The organism is Bradyrhizobium sp. USDA3010 (assembly GCF_056429065.1).
Genome location: NZ_JBWJZD010000004.1, coordinates 165,334 through 186,199 on the forward strand (window position 1 = coordinate 165,334; position 20,866 = coordinate 186,199).

The following is a 20,866-nucleotide window of genomic DNA, read 5'->3' on the forward strand; positions in this document are numbered from 1 at the left end:
CCTTACGGAGCCCGCCATGCCGACGATCGTCGACACCGAAGTCTCAAAGCCCGCCCGCGTCACCGGCCGCGTCATGAGCGGCGTGGTAATCCTTTTCCTGCTGTTCGACGGCGCGATCAAGCTGTTGCCATTGCCTGTCGTCACCGAGACCATGGACAAGATGGGCTTTGGTGCGAGCGATACGCTGGCGCGCAGCCTCGGCATCATCACCATCGTCTGCACGCTGCTGTACTCGGTGCCGCCGACCTCGATCCTCGGCGCCATCCTGCTCACCGGCTATCTCGGCGGTGCGATCGCGTCCCATGTGCGGATCGGCAGCCCGCTGCTCAGCCACACGCTGTTCGGGCTCTATCTCGGCCTGATGGTGTGGGGCGGGCTCTATCTGCGCGACGGCAATCTGCGCGCGCTGCTTCCGTTCCGCCGCTGAGCTATCCTCTTCATTCATCTATGTGGAGACCATCATGTTCGAGACCATTGCCATCATCGCTGTCATCCTCGCGGTCGCGATTGCCGTCATCCTCGTCCTCGCGGCGACCAAGCCGAGCACATTCCGCGTCACGCGTGCGACCAGCATCAATGCGCCGGCGGAACGGATCTTTCCATTGATCGACGATTTCCGGCAGTGGACGGTCTGGTCGCCCTACGAGAACCGGGATCCGGCCATGAAGCGCACCTATGACGGCGCCGGGCGCGGGCAGGGGGCGGTCTATGCCTGGGACGGCAACAAGAATGTCGGCACCGGCCGTATGGAGATATTGCAGTCGTCCGCGCCGTCGAAGATCGTCATCAAGCTCGACTTCCTCAAGCCGTTCGAGGGCCACAACACCGCCGAGTTCACAATGCTGCCGCAGGGAGATGCGACCAGCGTCACATGGACCATGTATGGTCCGGCCGTCTTCATGTCGAAGGTGATGCAGGTGTTCATGAACCTGGATCACATGATCGGCAAGGATTTCGAGGTCGGTCTCGCCAATCTGAAGAAACTCACGGAAAAATAGTTACCCAGGGAGCATGTGATGCAGGTCAACCCCTATCTCTCCTACGACGGCAATTGCGGCGCCGCGCTGAACTTCTACCAGAAGGTTCTCGGTGCGCGGATCGAGGAAACCTATCCCTACGGCGAGGGCAATCCGGAGATGCAGACGCCGCCCGGATGGAAGGACAAGATCATGCACGCCAGGGTCTCGATCGACGGCGAGATCATCATGGCTTCCGACGCCCCGCCCGGCCACTTCCAGAAGCCGCAGGGGTTTCACGTCTCGCTGCAGGTCGAGGATCCCGCGGAGGCCGCGAGCCGCTTCAAGGCGCTGTCCGAAGGCGGCACGGTCACCATGCCGTTCGGCAAGACCTTCTTCTCCAAGGGTTTCGGCATGTGCGTCGATCAGTTCGGCATCCCCTGGATGGTGAACTGCCCGCAAGGGATGTAGGCCGCGAGAGACCCGGTCGGGACCGTCATCCTGAGGTGGCCGCTTCTTCAGCGGCCCTCGAAGGATCGACGACCCGGCTGTTGCGACGTGCGGGCTGAGCTATCGGGGCCGTGCATCCTTCGAGGCTCGCCCAGCGGCGCAATTGCGCCGCAAGGCTCGCACCTCAGGATGACGGGATCGATAGCTTGGGTCGTCGGTGCCGCGAAGGTCGCAACCTACCTGCACCGCGGATAGATCGCCGCGAGCTCGCGGCCGCGCAGCAGCAGCAGGCGTGAGGTCAGGCCGCCGCGGCGCACGATCCAGCCGCGCACCGGTGGTGGGTAGGCTTCGAGCACCGCCTCGGATGCTTCCGGCTCCGCATAGGTCCGGCCGCGCCGGTCGATCGAGCGCGCGGCGTGGAAGCCGAGCACGGCGCGCCGCGTCACGCAGATGCGATCGCCCGGCACCATCGAAAGCACCAGTGTGCAGGCCGACAGGCACGGCCCGTCGATCACCACGCGCTCGCCGGACTCCCGCACCTTGTCGAACAGTTCGATGAACGGGCCGACCTGCCCGCCGGGGCTGGCGAGGATGCGGACATCGGCTTGCGCGCCGGAGACACCTGCAAGCAGCGCTGCCATCCCCAAGATCGTCGAGATCGTCGACATCTTCCAGATCGCGCCGATGCGCATGCGGCGGTTCCTTCCGTTAGCGTCGCTCCGGCTCGCGCCATGCTCCAGTTTGTCTAGCGCATGCGGCGACAGTTTGTCAGCCCGCGCCGGAGACGCCGGCCTCGGCAAAGGTCGCCATGCCGCCATGACAGGCGAGCGCTGCGCGCAGCAGCAGGATCGCAACCCCCGCGCCGGAGGCTTCGCCGAGCCGCATCTCGAGATCGAGCAGGGGCGCGAGCTGCAGTTCGCGCAGCAGCTGGCGATGGCCGAGTTCGGCCGAGACATGCCCGGCGCGGCAATGCGCGAGGCTATCAGGCGCAAGCCGCGCCAGCGGCAGCACCGCCGATGTCGCGACGAAGCCGTCGAGCAGCACCGGGATCGATCGTGCCCGCGCTGCCAGCACGGCGCCCATGATGGCCGCGAGCTCGCGGCCGCCGAGCGCGACGGCGACGGCGAGCGGATCGTCGAGCAGGCTGCGATGCAGTTTCAGCGCGGTATCGATCACGGTGCGCTTGCGCAGCAGGCCGGCATCGTCGACGCCGGTGCCGCGGCCGGCCCAGCGCGTGCCGCGCCCGCCCATCAACGCTGCGCACAGCGTCGCGGCCACCGTGGTGTTGGCGATGCCCATCTCGCCGACCGCGAGCAGATCGCATTGCTCCGGCACCGTGCGCCAGCCGGTGTCGAAGGCGACGAGGAAATCGGCGCCGTCCATCGCCGGCGCCATCGTGAAATCGCGGGTCGGACGTGCGAGCTCGAGCGGCTCGACGCGCAGCTCGGCGCCGGCAAGCCTGGCGATCTGGTTGATCGCGGCACCCCCCGCGGCGAAATTCGCCACCATCTGCGCGGTGACTTCAGAGGGAAAGGCGGAGACGCCGCGCTCGGCGATGCCGTGATTGCCGGCGAACACGGCGATCGTGATCTGGTCGAGCCGGGGGATCTCGCGCCGCTGCCAGCGCGCCAGCCAGATCGCGACCTCTTCCAGCCGGCCGAGGCTGCCCGGCGGCTTGGTCAGGTTCTGCTGGCGCAGCGTGGCGGCCGCGTCGCTCGCCGCGTCGCCTTCGGGCAGGTCGCGACAAAAGCTGCGGATGTCGTCTAGAGTACTGAACTGCATGCGATTCCCTCGTCGAGCGGGCCGCAAACTAAAGCATGTTCCGGAGCGCTGTGAAGCGGTTTTCCCGCGCGACAAACGCGTAGCGTTTGCGCGGAGATCATGCCCTAACAGAGAGCTGAAGCGCGATGACGATCCAACCTGACCTCATCGCGTTTTAGAGCAAATTGAAGGCCAGGACTTTGAATACCAAGACCATGCGTGAGTTGCTCGACGATCTCAGGACCGCCATCGCCTTTCTGACCCGGCTGCCGATGCCGCATCCGGACGGCGCGCGGCCGGAGGGCTTTGCCCGGGCGCAGCGGCTGTTCCCCCTGGTCGGGGCCGGCATCGGGGCCGCGATCGGCCTGTTCTGTCTGCTGCTGCGGACGATCGGCGTGCCGGACCTTGCCGCGGCGGCGCTGGCGCTCGGCGGCGGCGCGCTGTTGACCGGCGCGCTGCACGAGGACGGGCTCGCTGACGTCGCCGACGGATTCGGCGGCGGCCGCGATGTAGCGGCCAAGCTCGAGATCATGCGCGACAGCCGGCTCGGCACCTATGGCGCGCTGGCGCTGGTGGTGAGCTTTGCCACCAGGCTTGCGGCGCTGGCCGCACTTCCCAACGGCATGGTGGTGCAGTGCCTGATATCAGCGCATGCGCTCGGCCGCGGCGTGTTGCCGTGGATCGCGATCAGCCTGCCTTACGCGCGCAAGGATGGGCTCGCGGCCAATGCCGGCCGCCCCGACGGCACGATTGCGGTGGTCGCAGCCGGCATCGCGCTGGTGATCGCACTCCTCGCTCTGCCCTTCGGCAGCGCGCTGCTGGCGGCGATCGCGGCCGGCGCGAGCGCGCTGATCATGGCGCTGCTGGCAAAGCGGCAGATCGGCGGCCAGACCGGCGACGTGCTTGGCGGGGCAGAGCAGGTTGCGGAGACCGCGATCCTGGTGTTGCTCGCAGCGCGGCTGGGTTAGAGCGTTTTCAAGCGAAGTGGAGACCGGCTCGCGTGAAGAAAACGCGTCGGAATAGAATGAGTGGCGATGGAAAGTGAAACGCATCTCTGGCTGATCCGCCACGCGCCGGTCGACGGTCCGCGCGGCGTGATCCATGCGCCGGATGCGCCCGCGGATATCAGCGATGCCGCGGCCTTCGCCGCGCTGCAGGCGCGGCTGCCGGCTGACGCTGTCGCGGTGTGCAGTCCGGCGCGGCGCACCAGCGAGACCGCAGCAAAGCTCGGCCTGACGGCAACGGCGGATGATGCCTTTCGCGAGCAGGATTTTGGCGACTGGACCGGCCGGCGCCACAGCGAGATCGAGGCCGAGCTCGGCGCGGAGGCCTATCGCGCGTTCTGGAATTCACCGGGGACCAACCGGCCGCCCGGCGGCGAAAGTTTTGCCGATCAGATCGCGCGGGCGCGGGCAGGGCTGGCTCGCCTGCCGGCCGGCAACGTCGTGCTGGTCGCGCACTCCGGCACCATCCGCGCGATCCTCGCAATCGCGCTCGACCTCGCGCCGGAATTGGCGCTGCGCTTCGTCATCGATCCGCTGTCGCTGACGCGGATCGACCGGCTGGCGAATGCCTGGCGCATGGTTGCGGTGAATGGGCGCTGATGAATCCCATCGCGCTGCCAGCTCCGTCACCCTGAGGTGCGAGCGGAGCGAGCCTCGAAGGGTGCACGGCCACCAGTCGGGCCGTCGACTCTTCGAGACGCGCTACGTGCTCCTCAGGGTGACAGTGATGGTGTTTGTCCTGCTTCGTGGAAGCCTCACCCATTCCGCCGCTGGCCGCGCAGCGTCGGCAGGCCGATGCCGGCGGCGTCGAAGCCGCCGTCGACGGCGAGGATCTGGCCGGTGATGTAGCTGGCGCGATCCGAGCACAGGAAGAAGATGGCTTCCGCCTGCTCCTCTTCCAGCCCGTAGCGGTTGAGCGGGATGGCGTCGTGATAGTCGGCGCGGATCTCGGGCGTATGCACGGCCTTGGCCATCGCGGTCTCGACCGGCCCGGGCGCGACGCCGTTGACGCGGAGGCCGAGCGGGGCGAGCTCGACCGCGAGCTGCTTGGTGAGATGGGCGAGGCCGGCCTTGCTGGTGCCGTAGGCCGAGCGCAGTGTCGAGGCGCGCACCGCCGAGATCGAGGTGATGTTGACGATCGCGCCGCCGCCATGCTCGCGCATCACAGGCGCAGCCGCCTTGGTGCACAGGAACGGGCCGGTGAGGTTGACCGCCATGATCCGGTTCCAGTCGGCGTCGGAAGTCTCCAGCACCGGCGTGAACACGGCAATGCCGGCGTTGTTGACCAGCGCGTCGAGCCGGCCGAAGCGGTCCGTGATCGCCGCGATCGCGGCTGTCACACCGGCGGCATCCGATACGTCGCAGGTCAGCGCCAGCGTCGTGTCGGGCTGCTTCAATGCCGCGACCGCGGCGCGCAGCAATTCGCCCTCGATGTCGAGCAGCGCGACGCGCCAGCCGTCGGCGAGAAAGCGCTTCGCTGCGGCAAGCCCGATGCCGCGCGCGGCGCCGGTCACGAGTGCGACTTTGGGGGAAGTGGAATTCATCGGATGGTCCGTCGGTTCGGGCAGCAAGTCCCGACCGTCTGCGACCTTTGTCCGGTGATGTCAACCGGACCTGTTTCCCGTCACCCTGAGGTGCGAGCGCAGCGAGCCTCGAAGGATGCACGGCCACCGGCCGGGCCGTGCATCCTTCGAGGCTCGCCTAGCGCCGCAAGTGCGCCGCTGAGCTCGCACCTCAGGACGACGGGACAAGTTTGAGTGGATCATGAGAGAACGGCTACTCCATTCTCCTCTTGACCACGATGTAGGTTGCTTCATCCTGCAGATGTGACAATGACGAGATCATCGCGATGGGCATCTACGTCTACATGCTTCGCTGTGCTGACGACTCGTTCTATGTCGGCAGTGCCACCGGCGATGATCTTGCACCTCGGATCGATGGGCACAATGCCGGCGCTTATCCAGGCTACACGTTCAACCGGCGACCTGTTGTCCTCGTCTGGTCCGAACATTTCGACCGCATTACAGATGGCATCGTGGCAGAGCGCCAGATCAAGGGTTAGGGCCGCGGGAAGAAGGAAGCTTTGCTGCGATCGGACTGGACGACCATCAGCCGGTTGTCGCGCCGACGTGGCGGCGCCGCGCGGATGATTCTCTCCCCGTCATCCTGAGGAGCCCGCACAGCGGGCGTCTCGAAGGATGCACGGCCCCCAGCCCGGGCCGTACACCCTTCGAGGCTCGCTCCGCTCGCATCTCAGGGTGACGGGGAGGAAGTTTCAGCTACGCCGCGAGCTCGGCGGAGGCGCGCTGCATGTTGGTCGACATGTCCTGCGTCACGATGCTCTGCTCCTCGACCGCGGCGGCGGTGGAGGTGATGTATTCGTTGACGCCGGCGATCGCCGCCTTGATCTCGGACAGCGAGGTGACCACTTCGGCGGCGATCGAGTTCAGCGCATCGATCTCCGAGGAGATCGTGTCGGTCGCCTGCTTGGCCTGGTTGGCGAGGCTCTTCACCTCGGAGGCCACCACCGCGAAGCCGCGTCCGGCTTCGCCCGCACGCGCCGATTCGATCGTGGCGTTGAGCGCGAGCAGGTTGATCTGGCCGGTGATGCTCGAGATCATCTCGACAATGCCGCTCATCGCCTGAGCTGCGGCATTGAGCTTCTGCGCCTGCCCGTCGGCAGCCTCGACGCGGCCGGTGGCGACCGTGGCGTTCTGCTTCGACTTGGTCATGGTCTCCGAGATCTCCCGGATCGAGGCGCTCATCTCCTCGCTGCCGGCGGCGACTGCCTCGATCAGGCCGCGCGCGCTGTCGGCTTTCTTGCGGCCGATCGCCTGCGCGGTGATGTCGGTGGCGTATTTCACCACCTTGTAGGGCTTGCCGTTGAGATCGAGGATCGGGTTGTAGGAAGCCTGGATCCAGATCTCGCGGCCGCCCTTGGCGATGCGCTTGTATTCGGCGGCCTGGAACTCGCCGCGGTTCAGCGCTCCCCAGAACTCGCGGTAGCCCGCCGAACTCGCCTCGACCGGCTCGACGAACATGCTGTGATGCTTGCCCTGAATCTCGGCGAGCAGATAGCCCATCGCGGCGAGGAAGTTCGGGTTCGCGGTGCGGATGGTGCCGTCCATGTTGAACTCGATCACGGCTTGCGACTTGCCGATCGCGTCGATCTGGCCGTCATTGTCGGCGGCCCTCAGCTTCTGCTGCGTGACGTCGGTCGCGAACTTGACGACCTTGAACGGCTTGCCGCGGTCGTCGAGGATCGGGTTGTAGCTGGCGAGGATCCAGATCTCCTTGGCGCCCTTGGCGAGCCGCTTGAACTCGCCGGTCGCGAACTCGCCGCGGTTCAGCCGCGCCCAGAATTCGCGATAGGCCGGGCTGTCGCAGTCGGCCGGCGGCATGAAGATGCTATGATGCTTGCCCTGGATCTCGGCGAACGAGTAACCCATCGCGCCGAGGAAGTTCTCGTTGGCGTTGACGATGGTGCCGTCCATGTTGAACTCAATCACCGCCTGCGCGCGGCCGATCGCGGCGATCTTGCCGGCGTCTTCCATGCTGTGGATCTTCTGCGCGGTGATGTCGGTGGCGAACTTGATGACACCGAACGGCTTGCCGTTCTTGTCCAGGATCGGATTGTAGGAGGCCTGGATCCAGACCTCGCGGCCGCCCTTGGCAATGCGCTTGTACTGCGCGGCCTGGAATTCGCCGCGGTTGAGGCTCGCCCAGAACGCGCGATAGTCGTGGCTGTCGCGATACGCCGGCTCGACGAACATGCTGTGGTGCTTGCCCCTGATCTCGTCGAGCGAGTAGCCCATCGTGTTCAGGAAGTTTTCGTTGGCGGTAACGATGGTGCCGTCGAGCTTGAACTCGATCACCGCCTGCGATTTGCCGATCGCTGCGGCTTGCGCCAGCGCATTGTCGATGTTTGCCTTGTTGCTGAAACTGAACATCAGGGCTCCGTGAGGGGTCAAATGAAACGGGATGGAAAAGCAGATCGCGGCAACTCACTGAAAGGTTGCAGCGAGCCGTTTAGCATCGGTAAAGCCTGCGGCTTGGCACGGACTGCATAATGCGGCGCGGCGCGCGCGCATCTATCTCAGATTGCGAAGTAATCTTCTGATCTGCACGTTATCATCCATAGTCGTGATGCGATGTTCACCGTAATCTTACGGGCGAAAATCGGTGACAACTTTGGTCTGATGCGGATGATCGCAACGCGTGCTCTTCAGCAACGCTGATAGACCCATTACGAAGGTTGATATTGCTGACCTGCTTCAAGCATCAATCCGGCACTTCGATTCGCGGCGCGCGACGAATGCGCGTCGCGTCGATGCCGGCTCTCGGCGCCTGGCGCCGGCCAAAATAATTGCCGCACGAGATGTCGGCAGGGCGGTCTCCGGTTCGTCCTCCGGTTACTGGTCCCATGATGGAGTTCTGATGTCACTGACCCTGCATTACCACCCGCTGTCCTCGTTCTGCTGGAAGGCGCTGGTCGCACTTTACGAGAACGGCGCGCCGTTCACGCCGAACATGGTCAATCTCGGCGATCCCGCCGAACGCGCGGCGCTGCTCGCGCTGTCGCCGATCGGCCGCTTTCCTGTCCTTCACGACGAAGCGCGCGGCGAGGCGGTGCCTGAATCGAGCATCGTTATCGAATATCTCGACCGGCACTATCCCGGCACCGTCAAGTTGATTCCTGACGACCCGGAGCTTGCGTTGCAGACCCGGCTGCGCGACCGCTTCCTCGATCTCTATGTCCATCTGCCGTTGCAGAGGATCGTCGGCGACCGGCTGCGTCCGGCGGACAGCAAGGATCCGCGTGGCGTCGCCGAGGCGCGGGCCCAACTCCGTACCTCCTATGCGATCCTGGATCAGCAGCTCGCGCATGGCGGCTGGATGATGGGCGAGCGCTTCTCGCTGGCCGATTGCGCCGCCGCGCCGGCGCTGTTCTACGGCAACAAGGTCGAGCCGATCGGGGAGGGCCATCCGCATCTGGCTGTTTATCTCGAGCGGCTGAAGGCGCGGCCGTCCTTCGCGCGCGTCCTCAAGGAAGCCGAGCCCTATTTCGGCATGTTCCCCAAGGAGGACTGAAAAGGAAACCTGAAAAGGAACCTGAGGTCCGATCAGGACCCCGAAAATAAATGCGGCGCGATGTCGTTTTCGCGCCGCCCCGTTCGTCATCTCCCTGAAGCCCGGGTTCTGGAGCGCCGGTCGCGCCGAGGGGCCCGGGCGACATCTGTGTGGAGACGACATGGCTGCAGCTGGCAACAGGGCCGAGATCACCCGCGGGATCTTCGCCGCCTATCTCGCCAATGACCGCGCGAGCGTCGAGGCCGCGTTCGCGGAGGATTTCCGCTTCTCGACGCCCTATGGCGAGAACATCGACAAGCCGCGCTATTTCGCCGAGTGCTGGCGCGACTCCGGCTGGATCGGCCGCCACGAGATCGAGCGCATCATGGTCGACGGCGTTGAGGCCTACGTCACCTATCGCTGCGTTGCCCGCGACGGCAAAAGCTTCCGCAACACCGAGTTCTTCGTGTTCGACGGCGACAAGGTGTCGCGCATTGACGTCTATTTCGGTCCGTCGCATCAGGACGGCGAACTCGTCAGGCAGGATCGATGAGGCAGCCTCGGTGATATCGCTCGCGCGATCGTTGCAGGCGAGCACGAATTCTGCGAAGGAAACCTGGAAAATGTCCATTGCGAGTGAAAGCAGCGGCCTGTCGCAGGCACGGCTCGGACGCATGCGCGAGGTGCTGGCGCGCGATGTCGATGCTGGCGACGTTCCAGGCCTCGTGGCGCTGGTCAGCCGTCGCGGCGAGATCCATGCCGATGTGCTTGGCCGCATGGCGGTGGACGGGCCGCCGATGCAGCGCGACACCATCTTCCGCATCGCCTCCATGACCAAGCCGGTGACGGCGGTTGCCGCGATGATCCTGGTCGAGGAATGCCGGCTCAAGCTCGACGATCCCCTCGATCGCTGGCTGCCCGAGCTCGCCGATCGCCGTGTGTTGCGCACTATCGAATCCGAGACCCACGACACGGTGCCAGCCAGGCGCGCGATCACGCTGCGCGACCTTCTGACCTTCCGTCTCGGGCTCGGGATGATCCCGGTGTTTCCGGCGCGCTATCCGATCCAGATGGCGATCGCGGATGCCGGCTTCGCGCCCGGGCCGGTGTTTCCGTCGTTTCCGCCGGACGAATTGCTGCGCCGCTACGGTACGCTGCCGCTGGCCTATCAGCCCGGCGAACGCTGGCTCTACGACGCGGGGAGCCAGATCCTCGGCGTCCTGATCGCGCGTGTTGCCGGAACCTCGTTCGCCGGCTTCCTGCAGGAGCGGATCTTCGGGCCGCTCGGCATGAACGATACGGCTTTCCACGTGCCGCAGCACAAGCTGTCGCGGTTTGCGACCTGCTATGCGCGCGATCATGCGACCGGCACGCTGAAAGTGTTCGACGCACCCGCGACCGGCAAATACGCGGCGGCGCCGGTGTTCGAGAACGGCAGTGCCGGGCTGGTGTCGACCGCGGATGATTTCAACGCCTTCGCACAGATGATGCTCAACGGCGGACGGCTCGGCACCGAGCGCATTCTGTCGCGTCCCTCGGTGGAACTGATGACCTCGAACCAGCTTACGCCGGAACAACAGCTTGGCTCCGAGCTGTTGCTCGGTGCGTCGCGCGGCTGGGGTTTCGGGCTGTCGGTCGCCACCGCGCGCGACGATCTTTGTCATGTGCCGGGCCGCTACGGCTGGGACGGCGGCTATGGCACCTCCTGGTATTCCGACCCGCGCGAAACGATGACCGGAATCCTGCTGACCCAGCGCATGATGGATTCGCCGCAGCCACCCGCGGTGTTCTCCGATTTCTGGACGCTCGCCTATCAGGCGATCGATGACTAGCCTGGAGCGTGCGTCAATGACCTCGAGAATAATTTCAAACGCCGTGTCGGAATCGCAAACTCTGCATCGTCGTTCAATCGAGCGCCGGTGCTGTAATCGGCTCAGAGACAACGGAGCAGGACGATGAAGTTCATGGTGATCGTGAAGGCGAACAAGGATACCGAGGCCGGTGTGATGCCGAGCACCGAGCTGCTTGCCGCGATGGGCAAGTTCAATGAGGAGATGGTCAAGGCCGGCGTGATGCAGGCCGGCGAGGGCCTGCATCCGACCAACAAGGGCGCGCGCGTTAAATATGCCGACGGGCAGAGCACGGTGAGCCACGGGCCGTTCAGCCCGACCGGCGATCTGGTCTGCGGCTTCTGGCTGATCGAGACCTCCTCGCTCGATGAAGCGATCGACTGGATGAAGCGCGCGCCGTTCGGCGGCGGCTCCGAGATCGAGATCCGCCAGGTGTTTGCCGCGGAGGATTTCGGCGAGGCGCTGACGCCCGAGCTGCGCGAGCAGGGAGAGCGCCTGCGTGCGCAGGCCGGAAAGAAGTAATGATTTCGTCATTCCGGGCCTGCGCATCCCGGAATGACGAGGGGAGTCACACGCGATTCAACAGACAGGGAAGTCCGACCAATGCGTTTCATGATGCTGATGATCCCGCTCGGCTACGAGTCCGCGCCGGCCAAACTCGAGCTCGACCCCGAACGGGTCGCCGCGATGATGCGATACAATCAGGCGCTGAAGGATGCCGGCGTGCTGATCACGCTGGAAGGCCTGCATCCGCCGGCCTCAGGCGCGCGGGTCAAGTTCGACACCGGCCTGCCGGTGGTGATCGACGGTCCGTTCACCGAGGCCAAGGAAGTGATCGGCGGCTTCTGGATGATCGAGGTCGCCTCGCGCGCCGAGGCGATCGCATGGGCGAAGCAGTGCCCGGCCTCCGCCAACGAGATGATCGAGATCCGCCAGGTGCAGGAGATGACGGATTTCTCCGAGGAAGTGCAGCAGGCGGCCGCGACCTTCGAACATCCGCAGGGCGGCTGGGGCAAGGCGCTCCGCTAGATCTCAAACGAGAAGCGATGCCGCTCCAAAGCGTCATCGTATCACCAACCGATCGTCAAACCACCACAACGGAGAAGCACGATGAGCAGCAACACCTTCCTTGCCGTCTATCTCGGCGGCGGCAAATCCGGTTCGCGCATGGCAGCCTGGAACGCGCTGCCGGAGGCCGAACGGCGTGCCAAGGAGCAGCAGGGCATGGCCGCGTGGGGCGCCTGGGTCGAGAAGCACCACGACGTGATCGTCGAGATGGGCGGGCCGCTCGGCAAGACCAAGCGGGTCGGGGCCGGCGGCACCACCGACATCGTCAATCTGATGACCGGCTTCACCGTGGTGCGCGCGCCCACCCATGAGGCGGCGGCAAAGCTGTTCGAGAACCACCCGCACTTTTCGATCTTCCCGGGCGAGGCCGTGGAGATCATGCCGGTGCTGCCGATCCCGGGAAGATAGCGCCCCAGGGGAGGCAAAGCCGCAAACTCAACGCACCTCTCCCGCTCGCAGCGGGAGAGGCGTTTTCTTCCGAACTTCGGTTCTCGGGTCGATGGAGATCGTGCGCCATGGCGAAGCTCGTCTTTGGATTGAACCAGTCGCTCGACGGCTATGTCGATCACGATCAGCCAATGCCGCGAGAACCCGGGCTGTTTCGTCATTTCATCGAGCAGGTGCGGGGCACGACCGGCATGCTGTACGGCCGCCGCATGTACGAGGTGATGCGTTATTGGGACGACGACCTCCCGGATTGGGATGCGGAGGAGCGCGACTATGCCGCCGTGTGGCGGAGCCAACCGAAGTGGGTGGTATCGCGCTCGCTGAAGTCCGTCGGACCCAACGCGACCCTGATCGATGGCGACCTCGAGGCCGCGGTGCGCGGGCTGAAGGCGCGGCTCGACGGCGAGATCGAAGTCGCCGGACCGGAACTGGCGGGACGCCTGACCGAGCTCGGCCTGATCGATGAATATCAGATCTACCTCCGGCCCGTCGTGCTCGGGCGCGGCAAGCCCTTCTTCGCCGGCCCCTGCGCCCCGCTGCGCCTCGTGGCAAGCGATCGGCTGGGCGCGAACACGATCAGGTTGACCTACGTCCCCGCCTAGTCGCGCGTTCAGCCTGCCGGTCCGTTAATCTTGATGACCCCGTGATCCCGCCGCTAGTGACCTTTACCGCCGGCTCATGTAAAAGCCGTTCACATGAGCTGGCGCAAGGACCAAGGCCGCGCCGAGCGCGGCTATCATCACGGCAATCTCAAAGAGGCGTTGCTGCAGGCAGCCCTCGACCTGATCTCGAAGAAGGGGCCGGCCGGCTTCACCTTCGCCGACGCCGCGCGGATGGCCGGCGTCAGCCCCGCCGCGCCCTACCGCCACTTCCGCGACCGTGACGAACTGATCGCCAGCATCGCGCAGCGCGGCTTCGAGCAGTTCGAGGCGCTCTTGACGCAGGCCTGGGACGACGGCCGCCCCGACACCATCTCGGCGTTCGAGCGGGTCGGCAAGGCCTATCTCGCCTTTGCGCGCGAGGAGCCCGCGTTCTACTCCGCGATGTTCGAATCCGGCCTGCCGGTCGATTCCAATCCGACCTTGATGGCGGCAAGCGAACGGGCATTTGCGATCATCCGCGCCGCCGCCGAGCGGCTCGCGGCGCTGGCGCCGCCCGGCACACCGCGCCCGCCGGCGATGATGATGGCGCTGCATATCTGGTCGATGTCGCACGGCGTCGCCTCGCTGTTCGGCCGCGGCGATGCCGCGCGGCGCAAGCTGCCGATGTCGCCGGAGGATCTGCTCGAAGCGGAAGTGCTGATCTATCTGCGCGGCCTTGGCTTCCTCACCGATCGGAGGCCGGGAACCGCGGCCGCCGACGAAGAGCCGGCCGGCGACAGATCCGGCCCGTGGGGCAAACCGAAATAAGGTTCAACGGCCAAGCCAAAAATAATCCGAGGGGTGCGTCATCTGCTCTGCTTGACTTTCCCGAGGGCTCGGCTATCTATGTAAATGTTATTTACATTCACAACGGCGTGATTGCCGTGATGGAGAAGGAAATGGCCTACACCGCAGATGTCAATCGCTGGCGCGGCCCCGTCGAAGAGCCCTACCGTCCACACTTCTACGCGACGCCGTGGCATCCCCTGAAGATCGCCGGGATCATCCTCGGCTTCATGATCTGGTGGCCGATCGGCCTCGCCCTTCTCTTTTTCACACTCGGGAGCAGAAAAATGGCCTGTTGGAGTCACTACGATCAGGATCGCTGGGCGAACAAGATGGAGCGCATGCAGGACAAGATGGAGCGGATGAAGAGCCGCATGGAGCGCCGCGGCTTCCCGTTCGGCGGCTTCGGCCCGCCCACCAGCGGCAACCGCGCCTTCGACGAATACCGCCAGGACACGCTGCGCCGGCTCGAGGAGGAGCAGGTCGAGTTCAAGAACTTCCTCGATCGCCTGCGCCACGCCAAGGACAAGGAAGAGTTCGACGCCTTCATGGCGCAGCACAAGACCCGTCCGACCCCGCCGAACGATCAGCCGCCGCAGAGCTGATCCCGCGAGGCAAGCACTGAGCCTTCAGGCGATGTGCCCCCATAGAACCTGATGGCCCGAGCCGCCCGTTTGCGACAAGCAAGCGGGCGGTTTGCATTGTGCGGTGGTCATGCCCACTCTATCGTCCTGAAGCGGGCGATGAGGTGATCATGGCGGCATTTGCGACGGCGAGTCCCGACGATCTCTGGTTTGCGATCCGGCGCGAGGCGGAAGCTGCCGTTGTCGCCGATCGCTTTCTCGAGGCGTCGGCTGCGTTCATCCTCGATCAGGGCGATCTCGGCGGCGCGCTTGCCTTTCTGATCGGGCGCCGCATCGGCCGTGCGGAGGCCGATCGCGCGCAGTTCATGCGGACCGCCCGCGAGGCGTTCGCGGCCGAGCCCGCGCTGGTCGATGCTGCGGCCACCGATCTGGTTGCCATCGTGCGCCGCGACCCGGCGATCACGGGCCTGCTGCCGCCGCTCCTCAACTTCAAGGGCTACGTCGCGCTGCAAGCCTGGCGCGTGTCGAACTGGCTGTGGCGCCACGATCGCCCCGATCTTGCGCTGTTGATGCAAAGTGCGGCGGCGGACCAGTTACAGATCAGCATTCACCCGTCGGCCCGGATCGGAACGGCGGTTTTCCTCGATCACGGCACCGGCATCATCATCGGCGCGTTGGCTTCCGTCGGCGACGAGGTCACGATCCTGCAGAACGTCACCATCGCGCGGCATCAGGATGACCCGCGCCACGCGCCGAGGATCGGCCGCGGCGTATTGCTCAGCGCCGGCGCAACGCTGATTGGAGATCTCACTGTCGGCGATTTCGCCAAGGTCGGCGCCGGCGCGCTGGTCACGTCCGATGTGCCGGCGGGCTGCACCGCGGTCGGCGTCCCGGCGCGGCTGACCAATTGCGCCGAGGCGGGTGCGCCTGGAGCATGATCCGGAAAAGTGGCCCCTCGCGTCGTTAGGTCGGCACGAGCATGTCGGCGAGTTGCGTAAGGCTGTCGGCGTGGAGGTCGATCCAGGATTCCGGCGCGACGTCGACCTTCGCCGCCGGCCCGAATTCCAGCGGACGGGCGACGAACGCAGTGCGCATGCCGAAGGCGCGCGCCGCCCTCAGGTCGTATTTGTGGCAGGCGACCATCAGGATCTTGTCGGCGGGAAAACCGAGGTAGTCGACGGCGAGTTGATACACCGACGGTGACGGCTTGTAGCTGCGTGCAAGCTCCGCGGTCAGCACGGCGTCAAAGGGCAGCTTGGCGTGCTTGACCACCGCCACCACCGCGGCCATGCCGGCATTCGACAAGGTCGAGGTCACGAACCGGTTGCGCAGGCGCGCAAGCCCTTCAACGCTGTCGGGCCATGCGTCGAGCTTGCTCCAGACCGTGTTCAGGTCGTCGCGCTCGTCGCGCGAGAAGGCCTCCGAGAGGCCGTGGCGATCGAGCAGCACATCCAGCGCCTCGCGATAGATGCGGTCGACCCGAATCCATGGGCGCTTGCCGGCGATCACGTCGTCGAGCGCGGCACGATAAAGATCGCGCCACTCGCTCGAGAGCTTGGCCCAGTCGAGCGCGAGCCCCTTCGCGGCGTTGACGGCCTGCCCCGCACGCAGGATCGGCTGATAGAAGTCGACGCACGTCCCCTGGACGTCGAACGCGACGGCGCGGATCTCGTCGCGCCATGGCGCGGCGCCCGCCGGCTGTATCCCCGTCATCGCGGCCATGATCGATAGTCCTCCAACGGTCATGAAGTGTCGTCTGGTCAGATCGGGTAGCACGGTTTGTTCCCCGGTTGCGGTATCGGAAGCAGGCGCGGCGATGCCTTCGTGAGGTGGGCACCTTGGTCAGGCTCCCTCTCCCCTTGCGGGAGAGGGTGGGGTGAGGGGTGGCCTGGGAGCGATGCGAGAGGTAAGCGAAGTTCAGTCAACTTGCTCGCCGGATCGTATGCAGTCCTCGTCACTAATTATCAGCGGAGCAAGTGCGCCCCTCTCCACAACCCTCCCCCGCAAGAGGGGAGGGAGCCCGACCAGCGTGCTCGCCTCACTGTGTGATGCGGCGAAGCTGCCGTCCCTCACACATTCGATCCGTGGATCGCGTCGATCACGGCGTCGGTCACTTCCTTGGTCGTCGCCTTGCCGCCGACGTCGGGTGTCAGCACGCCGGCCGCGCACACCTTCTCGACCGCGGCCATCAGGCGCGCGGCGGCGTCCTTTTCGCCGAGATGCTCCAGCATCTGCGCGCCGGTCCAGAAGGTCGCGACCGGGTTGGCGATGCCCTTGCCGGTGATGTCGAAGGCCGAGCCGTGGATCGGCTCGAACATCGAGGGGAAGCGGCGCTGCGGATCGATATTGCCAGTCGGCGCGACGCCGAGGCTGCCGGCCAGGGCACCTGCGAGATCCGACAGGATGTCGGCATGCAGGTTGGTCGCCACGATGGTGTCGAGGCTCTTCGGATGCAGCGTCATCCGCACCGTCATGGCGTCGACCAGCATCTTGTCCCAGGTGACATCGGGAAATTCCTTGGCCACTTCGGCGGCGATCTCGTCCCACATCACCATGCCGTGGCGCTGCGCGTTCGACTTGGTCACCACGGTGAGGAATTTGCGCGGCCGCGACTGCGCGAGCTGGAACGCGTAGCGCATGATCCGCGTCACGCCGACCCGGGTGAAGACAGCAACTTCCGTGCCGACCTCTTCCGGCAGGCCGCGGTGCGCACGTCCGCCCATCCCGGCATATTCGCCCTCGGAATTCTCGCGCACGATCACCCAGTCGAGATCGCCGACGCCGACATTGCGCAGCGGCGAGGCGACGCCGGGCAGGATCTTGGTCGGCCGCACATTGGCGTACTGGTCGAAGCCCTGGCAGATCGGCAGCCGAAGGCCCCACAGCGTGATGTGATCGGGCACGTCGGGCGCGCCGACCGCGCCGAAATAGATCGCGTCGAAGTTCTTCAGGTCGGCGAGGCCGTCGGCCGGCATCATCACGCCGTGCTTCTTGTAGTAGTCCGAGCCCCAGTCGAAGGTCTTGATGTTGAAGCTGAGGTCGCCGCTGCGCTTGGCCAGCGCCTGGAGCACGCGGACACCCGCGGAGATCACTTCGGGGCCGATGCCGTCGGCGGGGATGGCGGCGATGGAATGGGTACGCATGGGTTCTCTCCGATATGAGGTTAGCGGGTTCGCACGGGATTGGGTTGAGGTCCGGTTGGTGCGGGCGCGCTCTGCGCGCGCGACAGCAGCAGCGTGAGCACGGCTGACAGCACCAGCAGGCCAGCGACGAAATAGAGACCGCCCTCGAAACTGCCGGTGCGTTCCTTGATCCAGCCGATCATCGCCGGGCCGACGAAGCCGCCGAGATTGCCGATCGAGTTGATGGTGGCGATTCCGGCCGCGGCGGCCGAGCCCGACAGGAACATGGTCGGCATGCTCCACAGCGGCGGCTTCGAGGAGGAGATGCCGATATTGACCAGGGTCAGCGCCGCGATCACGGCGGCAAGGCCGGTCCACAATCCGGCAAGCGCAAGTCCCGCCGCCGCGATCAGGCAGGCGATCACGACGTGCCAGGTGCGTTCGCCGGTGCGGTCGGAATGCCGCGCCCACAGGATCATCGCGATCACGGCGATGGTTGCCGGCACCGCGTTGAGGAAGCCGACCTGCAGAGACGACAGGCCGAACGCCTTGATGATCTGCGGCGCCCACACGCCCAGTGTATAAAGCCCGGCCGAGGTACCGAAATAAACCAGCGCCAGCGCCAGCACGCGCGGGTCGGCCAGGCCGCGCCAGATGCTGTGGCTCGCGGTCGCGGCCTTGCCGTCGGTCTCGGCCTTCATGGTCTTGACCAGCCAGGCGCGCTCGTCATCCGCAAGCCATCGGGCCTGCTCCGGCCGGTCGGTCAGGAAGCCGAGCACGACAAAGCCGAGCAGCACGGCGGGCACGGCCTCCAGCACGAACAGCCATTGCCAGCCCTTGAAGCCGAACAGGCCGTCCATCTCCAGCAGCGCGCCCGACACCGGCGAGCCGAGCACGGTCGAGAGCGGCGCCGCGGCCATGAACAGCGCAGTGACGGCGGCGCGCTGCCGCGCCGGGAACCAGTAGGACAGGTAGAGGATGATGCCGGGAAAGAAGCCGGCCTCCGCGGCGCCGAGCAGGAAGCGCAGCACATAGAAGCTGGTCGCGCCCTGCACCAGCGCCATCGCCGCCGAGACCAGGCCCCAGGTGATCATCACCCGCGCGATCCAGATCCGCGCGCCGATCTTGTGCAGGATGATGTTGGAGGGCACCTCGAACAGGAAGTAGCCCCAGAAGAAGATACCGGCGCCGAAGCCATAGACGGTCGGCGACAGGCCGATGTCCTTGTTCATGGTCAGCGACGCGAATCCGATATTGACGCGGTCGATGAAGGCCACGAAGTACAGCAGCATGATGAACGGCACGATGCGCAGTGAGATCTTGCGCAACACGCGCGTGCCAAGCTCGCTTTCCATGGGCTTCCTCAGGGTTCGTCTTGTTTGTTGGGACGGCGCATGTCGCGCGCCATTGGGAAGCCTAGAAGCCGACGCCCTTCCAGTTCAATCCGCGACCGTTTATACAAAAAAATGATATAATCGCCGCAGCCGGCAACGGCGGATCGAAACGGACAGGAACCCGCTTTGGAACTGCACCAGCTGCGCTGCTTCGTGGCCGCTGCCGAGGAACTGCATTTCGGCCGTGCCGCGCAGCGCCTGCAGATGATGCCCTCGGCGCTCGGCCGCCACATCAAGCTGCTCGAGGAGGATCTCGGGGTGCGGCTGTTCGCACGCACCACGCGCGCGGTGTCGTTGACCGAGGACGGCGCTGTGCTGCTGCGCGAGGGACGCGCGCTGCTCGGCCGCGCCGGGGCGATCGAGGATGGCTTTCGCCGGCGGCTGCGCAAGCCGCAGGCGCGGCGCTTCCGGATCGGCGCGATCGACAGCGCCGCGGCCGGCCTCTTGCCGCCGCTGCTGCGCGACCTCCGCGCCGCCCATCCGGACGTCGCCGTGCAACTGCTGGAGGAGAAGACCATCCGGCTGCTTCCAAAACTGCTGTCGGGTGCGCTCGATCTCGCTTTCGTGCGCCCGCCGGAGCGCCCCGACCGGCGCATTGAATTTTTTCCGCTGCTGCAGGAGACCGCCGTGGTGGCGCTGTCGCACAAGCATAGACTGGCGCGGCGCAAGCAGATCGTGTTGCCCGACATCGCCGATCAGCCCTTGATCGTGCCGGAGCGCCGCTCGCGGCCGCACAGCCACGACCTCACGACAAAGCTGTTCGACGAGGCCGGGCTGACGCCGCGCATCCAGGAGATCGCCGACGAGAAGCAGACCATCGTCAACATGGTCGCAGCAAGGCTCGGCGTCGCCATCGTGCCGCGCTGGACCGCGCGAATGGCGATCCCGGGCGTGCGTTTCGTTCCCCTTAGGCTCAAGCGTGGGAGTGCTGCCGGCCGCCTGCCGCTCGCCGCCGCCTGGCTGAAAGGCTCCCGCGATCCGGTCCGTGACCAGGTGATCGCGGTGCTGGAGGCAAGATTAAAGAGCTACGCGCGCGAGGCTTGACGACGCTTGGTAGCCGTGTCCCGCTTCGCTGCAACAACGACCACTTCTGCGCAGGCGCAGCAGATGATACGATGGGCCAAAACGCGACCTCGGCTCAAGCCGAGAGCGTGTCTGTCCTTTAGAGAATTTGCAAAGCAGCTGTCATACTAGCCTGCTAGCGATTCCGTCGCGGTCGCCAGTGCGCTTCCCGCGCCGGAAGTCGCCCGACGCTTCGCCGGCATTCTTTGACCGGAGGGGACCATGCTCCGCATCGTCACGTGTCTGACGCTTTTGATTTCCCTTCAGGCGGCCGCGGCGCAAGACAGGGCGCCGGGCGTTTCTTCACAGCCCTATTTTGGGGGCTCCACTTCGCCGCCGACCGATCTGCCGTCCGGGATCGGCAGTTATTGCATCTACGAAAACCTCATCTTCTCGATTGGCTCGCCCATGTGCATTGGCAAGACGAGCTACGTATGTGCTCCCGCGACAAACGATGCGGAGCTCGGTCAGCGGGGATATTGGTCAGCAAGACCAGCTGACCCGAAACTGACCGCACCGGTGTGCCAGTAGACTGGCTCCAGTCTCTCCCTTGAATCGAGAAACATCCTCATCGTCGTCCCGGCGAGGGCGGGACCCATGACCCCAAACGCGTATTGCTGCGCGACGCTGGGGCCGCGATCCCGTTCATCACCGAATGCGGTGGTTATGGG

At 65.6% G+C, this 20,866-nt stretch carries 24 protein-coding genes and 1 pseudogene; 18 read left to right on the forward strand and 7 right to left on the reverse strand.

Annotated features, from left to right (window positions below):
- The first annotated feature begins 16 nt into the window (after positions 1-16).
- Genes AC066Y_RS08800 through AC066Y_RS08810 form a run of 3 tightly spaced genes read left to right on the forward strand, consistent with a single transcriptional unit; the run spans position 17 to position 1,427 of the window.
- The gene (locus AC066Y_RS08800) at positions 17-427 is read left to right on the forward strand and encodes a DoxX family protein (RefSeq protein ID WP_478273522.1); all 411 of its coding nucleotides are present in this window, start codon (positions 17-19) and stop codon (positions 425-427) included.
- A gap of 34 nt (positions 428-461) precedes the next feature.
- Entirely contained in the window at positions 462-998 is a 537-nt protein-coding gene (locus AC066Y_RS08805) for an SRPBCC family protein (protein WP_229171581.1), read from the forward strand.
- Positions 999-1,016: 18 nt separating this feature from the next.
- Entirely contained in the window at positions 1,017-1,427 is a 411-nt protein-coding gene (locus AC066Y_RS08810; protein WP_478273523.1) for a VOC family protein, read from the forward strand.
- A 215-nt stretch (positions 1,428-1,642) separates the two neighbouring features.
- Here the strand turns inward: AC066Y_RS08810 and AC066Y_RS08815 are convergent, their stop codons facing one another.
- Entirely contained in the window at positions 1,643-2,047 is a 405-nt protein-coding gene (locus tag AC066Y_RS08815) for a hypothetical protein (RefSeq protein ID WP_478273733.1), read from the reverse strand.
- Positions 2,048-2,174: 127 nt separating this feature from the next.
- Entirely contained in the window at positions 2,175-3,188 is a 1,014-nt protein-coding gene (cobT, locus tag AC066Y_RS08820; RefSeq protein WP_478273524.1) for a nicotinate-nucleotide--dimethylbenzimidazole phosphoribosyltransferase, read from the reverse strand.
- Between the two features lie 194 nt (positions 3,189-3,382).
- On the opposite strand from cobT, the gene cobS reads away from it, so the two are divergent.
- Positions 3,383-4,135, forward strand: coding sequence for an adenosylcobinamide-GDP ribazoletransferase (gene cobS / locus AC066Y_RS08825; protein ID WP_478273525.1), 753 nt, complete (start codon positions 3,383-3,385; stop codon positions 4,133-4,135).
- A gap of 66 nt (positions 4,136-4,201) precedes the next feature.
- Positions 4,202-4,771, forward strand: coding sequence for a histidine phosphatase family protein (locus AC066Y_RS08830; protein WP_478273526.1), 570 nt, complete (start codon positions 4,202-4,204; stop codon positions 4,769-4,771).
- A 155-nt stretch (positions 4,772-4,926) separates the two neighbouring features.
- Here the strand turns inward: AC066Y_RS08830 and AC066Y_RS08835 are convergent, their stop codons facing one another.
- Positions 4,927-5,715 (reverse strand): SDR family NAD(P)-dependent oxidoreductase, encoded by a 789-nt coding sequence (locus AC066Y_RS08835; RefSeq protein WP_478273527.1) that lies wholly within the window; start codon positions 5,713-5,715, stop codon positions 4,927-4,929.
- A gap of 305 nt (positions 5,716-6,020) precedes the next feature.
- Here AC066Y_RS08835 and AC066Y_RS08840 point away from each other — a divergent pair.
- Positions 6,021-6,341: pseudogene (locus AC066Y_RS08840) on the forward strand (GIY-YIG nuclease family protein).
- Positions 6,342-6,450: 109 nt separating this feature from the next.
- On the opposite strand, the gene AC066Y_RS08845 reads toward AC066Y_RS08840, so the two are convergent.
- Positions 6,451-8,121, reverse strand: coding sequence for a methyl-accepting chemotaxis protein (locus tag AC066Y_RS08845; RefSeq protein WP_478273528.1), 1,671 nt, complete (start codon positions 8,119-8,121; stop codon positions 6,451-6,453).
- A gap of 487 nt (positions 8,122-8,608) precedes the next feature.
- Between AC066Y_RS08845 and AC066Y_RS08850 the strand changes: the two genes are divergently transcribed.
- The 10 genes from AC066Y_RS08850 (at position 8,609) to AC066Y_RS08895 (ending at position 15,555) form a co-directional block, all read left to right on the forward strand.
- Positions 8,609-9,262 (forward strand): glutathione S-transferase family protein, encoded by a 654-nt coding sequence (locus tag AC066Y_RS08850; protein WP_478273529.1) that lies wholly within the window; start codon positions 8,609-8,611, stop codon positions 9,260-9,262.
- A gap of 160 nt (positions 9,263-9,422) precedes the next feature.
- Positions 9,423-9,794, forward strand: a complete 372-nt coding sequence (locus AC066Y_RS08855; protein ID WP_478273530.1) for a nuclear transport factor 2 family protein — start codon at positions 9,423-9,425, stop codon at positions 9,792-9,794.
- A gap of 70 nt (positions 9,795-9,864) precedes the next feature.
- Positions 9,865-11,073: a serine hydrolase domain-containing protein gene (locus AC066Y_RS08860; RefSeq protein ID WP_478273531.1), complete on the forward strand. Its 1,209-nt coding sequence runs from the start codon at positions 9,865-9,867 to the stop codon at positions 11,071-11,073.
- Between the two features lie 123 nt (positions 11,074-11,196).
- Positions 11,197-11,613: a YciI family protein gene (locus AC066Y_RS08865; protein ID WP_478273532.1), complete on the forward strand. Its 417-nt coding sequence runs from the start codon at positions 11,197-11,199 to the stop codon at positions 11,611-11,613.
- Between the two features lie 81 nt (positions 11,614-11,694).
- Entirely contained in the window at positions 11,695-12,120 is a 426-nt protein-coding gene (locus tag AC066Y_RS08870; protein ID WP_478273533.1) for a YciI family protein, read from the forward strand.
- 81 nt (positions 12,121-12,201) lie between these two features.
- Positions 12,202-12,567, forward strand: coding sequence for a YciI family protein (locus AC066Y_RS08875; protein ID WP_478273534.1), 366 nt, complete (start codon positions 12,202-12,204; stop codon positions 12,565-12,567).
- 107 nt (positions 12,568-12,674) lie between these two features.
- Entirely contained in the window at positions 12,675-13,208 is a 534-nt protein-coding gene (locus AC066Y_RS08880; protein WP_478273535.1) for a dihydrofolate reductase family protein, read from the forward strand.
- Between the two features lie 93 nt (positions 13,209-13,301).
- The gene (locus AC066Y_RS08885; RefSeq protein WP_478273536.1) at positions 13,302-14,015 is read left to right on the forward strand and encodes a TetR/AcrR family transcriptional regulator; all 714 of its coding nucleotides are present in this window, start codon (positions 13,302-13,304) and stop codon (positions 14,013-14,015) included.
- A 131-nt stretch (positions 14,016-14,146) separates the two neighbouring features.
- Complete coding sequence (locus AC066Y_RS08890) at positions 14,147-14,638, forward strand: DUF2852 domain-containing protein (RefSeq protein ID WP_207833029.1); 492 nt, start codon at positions 14,147-14,149, stop codon at positions 14,636-14,638.
- A gap of 149 nt (positions 14,639-14,787) precedes the next feature.
- A complete protein-coding gene (locus AC066Y_RS08895) occupies positions 14,788-15,555 on the forward strand; it encodes a serine acetyltransferase domain-containing protein (protein ID WP_478273537.1) in 768 nt (255 codons plus the stop codon).
- 25 nt (positions 15,556-15,580) lie between these two features.
- On the opposite strand, the gene AC066Y_RS08900 is transcribed toward AC066Y_RS08895, so the two are convergent.
- From AC066Y_RS08900 to AC066Y_RS08910, 3 genes are all read right to left on the reverse strand, one after another.
- On the reverse strand, positions 15,581-16,339 hold the full coding sequence (locus AC066Y_RS08900; RefSeq protein ID WP_478273538.1) for a haloacid dehalogenase type II: 759 nt from the start codon (positions 16,337-16,339) through the stop codon (positions 15,581-15,583).
- Between the two features lie 347 nt (positions 16,340-16,686).
- Positions 16,687-17,760 (reverse strand): tartrate dehydrogenase, encoded by a 1,074-nt coding sequence (locus tag AC066Y_RS08905; RefSeq protein WP_478273539.1) that lies wholly within the window; start codon positions 17,758-17,760, stop codon positions 16,687-16,689.
- A 20-nt stretch (positions 17,761-17,780) separates the two neighbouring features.
- Complete coding sequence (locus AC066Y_RS08910; RefSeq protein WP_478273540.1) at positions 17,781-19,094, reverse strand: MFS transporter; 1,314 nt, start codon at positions 19,092-19,094, stop codon at positions 17,781-17,783.
- Between the two features lie 165 nt (positions 19,095-19,259).
- On the opposite strand from AC066Y_RS08910, the gene AC066Y_RS08915 reads away from it, so the two are divergent.
- Both AC066Y_RS08915 and AC066Y_RS08920 read left to right on the forward strand, forming a co-directional pair.
- Positions 19,260-20,177: a LysR family transcriptional regulator gene (locus tag AC066Y_RS08915; protein ID WP_478273541.1), complete on the forward strand. Its 918-nt coding sequence runs from the start codon at positions 19,260-19,262 to the stop codon at positions 20,175-20,177.
- A 240-nt stretch (positions 20,178-20,417) separates the two neighbouring features.
- Entirely contained in the window at positions 20,418-20,726 is a 309-nt protein-coding gene (locus tag AC066Y_RS08920; RefSeq protein WP_478273542.1) for a hypothetical protein, read from the forward strand.
- Positions 20,727-20,866: the final 140 nt, after the last annotated feature.